Below are 2,770 nucleotides of genomic sequence, written 5' to 3' on the forward strand. Positions count from 1 at the left end.
ATGAAGTGGGGTTAGTGAAACCAAACCCTAAGATATTCAGTATAGTTACTAGGAGAGTAGGAATCCCGATATACCATGTGGGTGATATAATGGAAATGGATTATGCGGGGGCTGAGAGGAGCGGACTCAGAGGGGTCTTAGTAAACAGATTTGGTTTTTACGATTTCGGGGTAAAAAGCTTAAAGGATTTAACAAAAGACTAAGGTAATTTCTCTACGTGTGCACGTCAGATAAATGCCAATTAAACAAGCTTGCTCAGAAATTTTATGTCTAACTATGTGCTATTTTAGAATTCCTTTTTCTGATTTATACTTTACTTCTCTGAGCTCAAAACCTTAATTCTCCTATATCTTCTCCTAGAATTATCTACTAGCTCTATCGATATTCTACGTTCAATAGTTATATACTTCTAGTCTTCTTTTAGACGCTTCTTTGAAATTTAACTATAAGATTGTAGAATTTATTATTTTTACCAATACTTGAAAAGCAGACTGGAAATTAAAAATTAAAATACTAATTAGTCTTCTTCTACAATGAAATCTATATCTTTCTCGGTTTCAGTGCTAACGTCTTTCATTCTCTAAAAACAGCTACCTCTTATACTTAGGATCGTCGTGAATTATTATATCCTTTAACTTATCAATGTTCTCTTTCATCATTCTTTCAATTTTCTCCTTAAGGTTTAATCCGTCGTATAAGATCTTATAACCGTAATAAAACATGTGAGTTAACTTCAAATTACGATCATTAACTTCCTCTGGTTTCATTACTACAATATCTACCGGGAAGTCGGGTCTAGTAGTTTGGTAAATTTCAATACTCTTATGCAAAGGGTTTTCACAGCTCACAAATACTATTATATCAAAATCACTGTTAGGCCTATTCTTTCCCCTAGCTCTACTACCAAATAATACTATAGTTGAGCCAGGGTAAGCACTTATTAATTTCTCGAGGAAATTGCTGAACTTCCTTTCGTATTCCTCGTTTATTCTCCTCATAAGATCTTTAACCATTTCAAAATCGCCTCAGCGTTTTTCTTACTATTTAAAGCGTCATTTCTGGAGTAAAAGGACATTAAGGAATACTTAGAAGAAATGTAATGAGGGTTCAAGTTCATTGTATAAGTTAAAATATCATCTGGAGGATTAAAATAATTTGATAGCTCCACGAGGTTGTGAGTACAAGGATGCTCGTTCCTAGTTATCTCTAGGTAGTGCAATGGGTACTACTGTAATTCCTTCGCAACAGTCTGTAAGTGTGTATTAACAGGGCTCAGGAACGATTAAAGGAGGCGTTGTATATAATTGATATTACCGAAATTAATAGAGTACTTATCGATGAGTTTATCCCAGTAGGATAAGATACCTTTTGGTATGCATGTGAAAACACTGCTAGACCTTCATTAGCTAACGAATTTACAATAATATCGAAACCGTCTACTGCAAATAAAATCTCGTTATTAATAACATATGCTTCACCCGAATATGGTGATGTTATGCTTCTACTCCAAATGATCCCTTTAACTACCTTCCCGTTATCGGTCAAGTAGAAAAATTCTATGAGATTGTGCGTAAATACAATAGTAAAATGAAGAACCATGTTTCAGCAAAGGTGTGAAGAAAATCGCTATACTGATAAAGGTGTTACTAATTTAAACTCAGTCATAAATATTCATTCAAGAGCGAGCTAATAGAAAAGGGAAAGCAAAGCTTTGTTACAGCGGAGGACGCAATAAATAAGGGATATTAATGGTTAGCCTGCTTTCTTTTTCATCAAGCCGTCGAGTTAACAATTAAAGGTCTCCTAGAAAAGTTCCGGACCTCAATGAATCAATTACTCCTCCAAGTCCAAGATATAACACAATGAAACCTATATAGGCGTTTCTCTCGACTAGCCCCAATGATTTAAGGATGACTGTGTATGATCCCTTAAAAGGGGAGCCCGTGGCGGAATTAAAAGTAATTAAAAGTAAGGAAAAGTTACGCCACGGGTAAACACTTATGACGGCGAAGGAAAAATATCTGACTAAAAACCTAAAGCCCACTTCCACACCTTGACTATTCTCACCCCGTTTTCCTCCACTCTCTCTTCATCATCAAAGGTAATAACATACGCTCTCACCTTTTTTCTCTTCATCACCTCCCTTATCCCTTTCATTTCCCTTTCATTGTTTAAAGTATAAGTTACTTGATAAGCTTCCGTCACCTCGTTTTGCTGTAATATTAAAAAGTCCACTTCGTTTTTTCCGTGATAGTAGTAAATGGCGTCACCACCGTAACGCCTCCTCAACTCGAGATAGACAAGATTCTCAAGCAGTGAGCCCAAGTTCTGGTTCAGTCTGTAACCTACTACATTCGAGAGCCCGGTGTCAACGCTATACACCTTCCTCTCTCCCCTTACCATCTGAGATAAGGAAGGGGAAAGAGGTCTAACAAAGTGTATTAACATCGAGCTTTCAATGCAAGCCGTAAACCTTTCCACAGTCCTCAGAGGGATTTCCAAAGAGCGTGATACCCTCCTGAGGGAGATTCGGTTACCTACGTTCGAGACGTAAAACAGTGCTAAAGACTTCAGTTTATCTGACCTTTTAATTTTACACTCCTCTATTACGTCTTTGCTGATTATGTCGTCGTAGAGTTGTAACAGTAATTTCTCCTTTACGTCACTGTTAACCACCATGGGGAATCCGCCAAATTTAAGGTATTCCTGAAAAAGGGACTTTATCTCACTGCTTCTGGCTATTGCGTCTAATTGTCTCTCCACTTTCACT

Annotated in this window: 5 protein-coding genes; 1 reads left to right on the forward strand and 4 read right to left on the reverse strand. The window is 37.0% G+C overall.

Annotation, left to right across the window (positions count from 1 at the left end; genetic code table 11):
- On the forward strand, window positions 1-203 hold a 203-nt coding region (locus WIW89_RS01555), incomplete at its 5' end, for an HAD family hydrolase (RefSeq protein ID WP_337719514.1).
- A 387-nt stretch (window positions 204-590) separates the two neighbouring features.
- On the opposite strand, the gene WIW89_RS01560 is transcribed toward WIW89_RS01555, so the two are convergent.
- The 4 genes from WIW89_RS01560 to WIW89_RS01570 form a co-directional block, all read right to left on the reverse strand.
- A complete protein-coding gene (locus WIW89_RS01560; RefSeq protein WP_337719515.1) occupies window positions 591-1,013 on the reverse strand; it encodes a nucleotidyltransferase domain-containing protein in 423 nt (140 codons plus the stop codon).
- Complete coding sequence (locus tag WIW89_RS13585) at window positions 995-1,168, reverse strand: HEPN domain-containing protein (protein WP_443296282.1); 174 nt, start codon at window positions 1,166-1,168, stop codon at window positions 995-997. The genes WIW89_RS01560 and WIW89_RS13585 overlap by 19 nt, the downstream gene beginning before the upstream one ends.
- Window positions 1,169-1,272: 104 nt before the next feature.
- The gene (locus WIW89_RS01565; protein ID WP_337719516.1) at window positions 1,273-1,545 is read right to left on the reverse strand and encodes a hypothetical protein; all 273 of its coding nucleotides are present in this window, start codon (window positions 1,543-1,545) and stop codon (window positions 1,273-1,275) included.
- A gap of 480 nt (window positions 1,546-2,025) precedes the next feature.
- Window positions 2,026-2,770 (reverse strand): ATP-binding protein (locus WIW89_RS01570; protein ID WP_337719517.1); only part of this gene is annotated, 745 nt, incomplete at its 5' end.

It is taken from the genome of Stygiolobus sp. CP850M (assembly GCF_037389425.1).
Classification (GTDB): domain Archaea; phylum Thermoproteota; class Thermoprotei_A; order Sulfolobales; family Sulfolobaceae; genus Stygiolobus.